The following is a 4,398-nucleotide window of genomic DNA, read 5'->3' as shown; positions in this document are numbered from 1 at the left end:
AACGGCGTCTGGGCACCCGACCTCACCTGGCACGACGGCCTGTTCCACCTCGTCTACAGCGACGTCGCCAGCTTCGCCAGCGGCTACTGGGACCCCCAGAACTTCCTCACCACCGCACCCGACATCACCGGCCCCTGGTCCGACCCCGTCCGCCTGCACTCCCACGGCTTCGACGCCGCCCTGTTCCACGACGACGACGGCACGACCTGGCTGCTCAACATGAGCGCCGACTGGCGGCCCGGCCGCAACCGGTTCGGCGGCATCGAGATCCAGCAGTACGACCGCGCGCAGCGCCGCCTGGTGGGCGAGCCGCGGATCATCTTCACCGGCACCGCGGCCGGGCTGACCGAGGGACCGCATCTCTACCGCCACGACGGCTGGTACTGGCTGGTCACCGCAGAGGGCGGCACCAGCTGGGAGCACCAGGTCACCGTCGCCCGCTCCCGCGAGCTGTTCGGGCCGTACGAGGTGGACCCGGCGGGGCCGCTGCTCACCTCGGTCGGGCGGCCGGACCTCACGCTGCAGAAGGCCGGGCACGGCAGCCTGGTGCGCACGCAGGACGGGCAGTGGTACCTGGCGCACCTGGCCGCCCGCCCCTACACGCCGCTGGGCAACTGCGTGCTCGGCCGCGAGACCGCGATCCAGCAGGTCGAGTGGCCGCCCGGCGGCTGGCCGAGCATCGCCGGCGGCATCCCCGCCGACGAGTTCCCCGCACCCGAGCTGCCCGCCCACCCGTGGCCCGCCGAACCCGCCACCGACCACTTCGACTCCCCCGAGCTCGGGCCGGCGTGGTCCACGCTGCGCCGGCCCGCCACCCCCGACTGGGTGGACCTGCGCTCGCGCCCGTCGCACCTGCGCGTGCACGGCGGGCAGTCACCGGTCGGCAAGCAGACCCCGAGCCTGGTCGCGCGCCGGGTCGGCGCGACCCGCTGCACCCTCGCCACGGTCGTCGAGTTCGACCCGGCGAACCACCGGCAGCTGGCCGGGATCACCGCCTACTACAACACCGCGAACTGGTACTACGCCTACCTGACCCGGGCCGACGACGGCCGCCGGACGCTGGAGGTGCTCAGCTCGGACAGCGGCAAGCGGGTGGCGCACCCGGAGCTGACCGTCGACGCCACCGGCGTGGACCGGGTCGGGCTGCGGGTCGAGTGCGACGGGCCGGCGCTGCGGTTCGCGTACGACCTAGGCGACGGGTGGCTCGAGCTGCCGGCGGTCTTCGACGCGACGATCCTGTCCGACGAGCACGCCGCCCGGGTGGTCGACGGCGAGCCCGCGGCCTGGGGCTTCACCGGCGCCTTCCTCGGCCTGTGGGTGCAGGACCTGGGCGCCGACGGCGCGTACGCCGACTTCGACCTCGCCGTCTACCGCGAAGGCTGAGGCGCCCGCCGGCCCGCCGAGCCGACGGCCCCGCCGCGCAGCCGAGCCGAGCGCTTCGCCGCCCCGCTGAGCTGAGCGCCGCGGCGGCTCACCAAGATCGCTGTTTCGGGTCGGAAAGTGTGGTCAGACTGCAGTTTCCGACCCGAGCCAGCGATCTTGACTCGGGACGCGGGCCGGGGTCAGCCGTCGGCCGAGGGCCGGAGTCGGCCGACGCGCAGGGGGAAGGCGGGCCGGGGTCAGCCGATGCGCAGGCCGAGGGCCTGGGCGATGACGACGGCCTGCATGGCGTCGATCACCGCGTCGCGCAGCTCGACCTCGGCCGGGTGCAGCGTGGTCAGGTCGCTGCCGCGCAGGTCGCACCGGTTGAGTTTGGCCTTGGTCAGGTGCGTGCCGGACAGGTCGACGCCGGTGATCGTCGCACCGTCGAGCTGCGCCGAGCTGAGGTCGGCCTCGCGCATGCGTACGCCCTGGAAGGTGACGCCGCGCAGGTCGGCCTCGGCCAGGTTGACGAACGACCAGTCGCCGCCGGTCACCCGCAGCGGGCGCAGCGTGCTCTGCTCGAAGCTGCTGCCGGTCAGCTTGCAGCCGGCGAACTCGGCCTCGAACAGGTTGCAGCGCAGGAAGGAGCAGCGCAGGAAGGCGCTGTCGCTGTGCCGGGAGGCGTTGAACCGCACGTTGCCGAAGACGCACTCCTCGAACACCGTGCCCCGGCTGACCAGCTCGGTCATGTCGACGTCGTGGAAGGTGCACCGGAGGTAGTGCCGCTCCCCCAGCTCGTCGCCGTACCAGTCGTCGCCGGAGTAGCTCTCGCCCTCGATGGTCTCCATGTCCGCCACCCCGCCACCCTACCGGCTGCCCCCGACGGCGATCTTGCGCGAACTGTTGCCCTTTTGTCCGATGAGGGCGTGTCGTCCCCACAGTACGTGCAAGATCGGCGCGGCGGGGGGTGCGGGTCAGGGGGTGGTGGGGGTGGGGGCGGGGAGGTGGCGGATGGCGGGGATGGCCAGGAGGGCGAGGGCGGCGGGGACGGCCAGGAGGGTCATCGCGTAGAGGGTGGGACGCAGGCCGAGGGCCTGGGAGACGGGGCCGGCGATGGCGAGGCCGAGCGGCATGAGGCCCGCGGTGAGCAGGTAGTCGTAAGAGCTGACGCGGGACAGCGACGCCTGCGGGACGTGGGCCTGCAGTGAGGTCTCCCAGAGGGTGAACGCGAGCGAGACGGCGACGCCGGTGACCGCCTCCAGGGCCGCGATCACGGGGATGGTCGGGCCGATCCCGATGATCAGGGCCTGGCAGGAGGCGACGGACAGGGCCGCGGCGGCCACGACCAGGGGGCGCTTCATGCGTACGCGCATGGCGAGCACGTCGCCGACGATCGAGCCGACGCCGAACGCGGCGACCACGATCGACCAGCTCGTCGCGCCGCCGAACTCCTCCTCGGCCAGCACGGGTCCGAGCACGTACACCGACGGCAGCACGATCACGTGGTAGATCGACAGCGCGACCAGCGTCGACCACACCCAGCTGCGCGACACCACCTCGGTGAACCCCTCGCGCAGCTGCGCGAGGAAGCCGCCCTCCGGCGCCGCCGTGTCGGCCGCGCGCGGGTGGAGCCGGGCCAGGAACACGGCGCTGACGGCGAAGCTCAGCGCGTCGAGCGCGATCGCGCCGCCCGCGCCCACCAGGAAGATCAGGGCACCGGCCAGCGCCGGACCGGCGACCAGGCCGGTCGACATGACCAGGCCGCGCAGGCCGTTGGCCTCCTGGAGCCGTTGCGGGCTCACGATCAGGGGCATCAGGCCGGTCGCGGCGGGCGCGAAGAACGCGTCGGCGGTGCCGAACACCGCCATCAGCACGACCAGGTGCCACACCTGCGCGACGCCGCCGAGCAGCAGCCCGGCCACCAGCGCCTGGGTCACGAAGCGCACCAGGTCCGACACGAGCATCACCCGCTGGCGGGGCAGCCGGTCGGCCCACACCCCGCCCGCGAGCGCGAACACCAGGAACGGCACCAGCGTCGCCGCGCCCACGAGGCCGACCTCCGCGGCGCCCGCGCCGGGGATGGACAGCACCGCGAACGGCACGGCGACGAACGTGATCCGGTCACCCACCATCGACAGCGCCTGCCCGGCGAAGTATCGGGCGAACTGCGGTTCCTCGCGCAGCACGGCCGGGATCGGCGACCTCATCGCGAACACACTCCTCGTATCGCGGGTGGCAGGCCGCGTTCTCCCAGGTGACAGCCCAGGCTAGAAGCGCCCCGGCGGCGGCGGCAACCGGATTCCGCGCCGCCCGCGCCGTCGCCGGCCGGGTTGACCGGGGCGGTGGCGTGGTTAGGATGCGGGCGTGTCGTACCCCGGACAGGCCCGCAGGCGCGCGCTGACCGCCGTGCTGGTGCTCGGTGCGGTCGTCGGGCTGGCCTGCGGGGTCAAGCCGCAGGAGTCGAGCGTCACCGGCACCCCGGCCGCGTCGGAACCGGCCGCGTCCGCCGGGTCGGCGCCGACGGCGCGGCTCGGGCAGAGCATCGAGACCAGTGGCGGCCTCGGCGACAACCGCGTCTCATACACCGTGAGCAGGCTCAAGCGGCACCGGGTCGCCCCGGACAGTGCGCTGGTGCGGCCGAAGAAGGGCGTGTTCGTCGCGATCACCGTGGAGGTGAAGGTGACGGCGGGCAAGACGTATGCCTGCTTCTGCGACTTCGCGCTGGTCGCCGACGACGGCACGCTGTTCGAGCCGGTGCTGCCGTTCGGCTTCGACGCCGGCATGCAGTCGGTCACCCTCAACAGCGGCGAGAAGGCGGGTGGCGTGGTCGTCTTCGACGTGCCGGAGGACGCCGCGGACGGCGTGCGCGTGCAGCTGCGTCCCGACATCGCCAACGACGTCCGCGGCTACTGGACGACCTGACGCGGGCGGCTTTGCTCTGCACCCATATACGCACCGGGCGGGTGGTGCGTATGCCGCGCCGGCGGCATCCTGGTCACCTCGATGGCGCTGATCGCCGACTACATCCCGCTGCGC

At 73.1% G+C, this 4,398-nt stretch carries 4 protein-coding genes; 2 read left to right on the top strand and 2 right to left on the bottom strand.

The window, feature by feature from the left end; genetic code table 11:
• The coding region (locus AB0J67_RS39425) for a family 43 glycosylhydrolase (protein ID WP_363490658.1) at positions 1 to 1,383 on the top strand (1,383 nt) is incomplete at its 5' end.
• 236 nt (positions 1,384 to 1,619) lie between these two features.
• Here AB0J67_RS39425 and AB0J67_RS39420 read toward each other — a convergent pair.
• Both AB0J67_RS39420 and AB0J67_RS39415 read right to left on the bottom strand, forming a co-directional pair.
• Complete coding sequence (locus AB0J67_RS39420) at positions 1,620 to 2,210, bottom strand: pentapeptide repeat-containing protein (RefSeq protein WP_363490656.1); 591 nt, start codon at positions 2,208 to 2,210, stop codon at positions 1,620 to 1,622.
• 126 nt (positions 2,211 to 2,336) lie between these two features.
• Positions 2,337 to 3,569, bottom strand: a complete 1,233-nt coding sequence (locus AB0J67_RS39415; protein WP_363490654.1) for an MFS transporter — start codon at positions 3,567 to 3,569, stop codon at positions 2,337 to 2,339.
• Positions 3,570 to 3,726: 157 nt separating this feature from the next.
• Here AB0J67_RS39415 and AB0J67_RS39410 point away from each other — a divergent pair, with 157 nt between their 5' ends.
• Positions 3,727 to 4,284: a DUF4352 domain-containing protein gene (locus tag AB0J67_RS39410; RefSeq protein ID WP_363490652.1), complete on the top strand. Its 558-nt coding sequence runs from the start codon at positions 3,727 to 3,729 to the stop codon at positions 4,282 to 4,284.
• Positions 4,285 to 4,398 lie beyond the last annotated feature (114 nt).

Source organism: Catellatospora sp. NPDC049609 (assembly GCF_040675365.1).
Classification (GTDB): Bacteria; Actinomycetota; Actinomycetes; order Mycobacteriales; family Micromonosporaceae; genus Catellatospora.
This window is presented reverse-complemented; position numbering and strand designations above follow the sequence as displayed.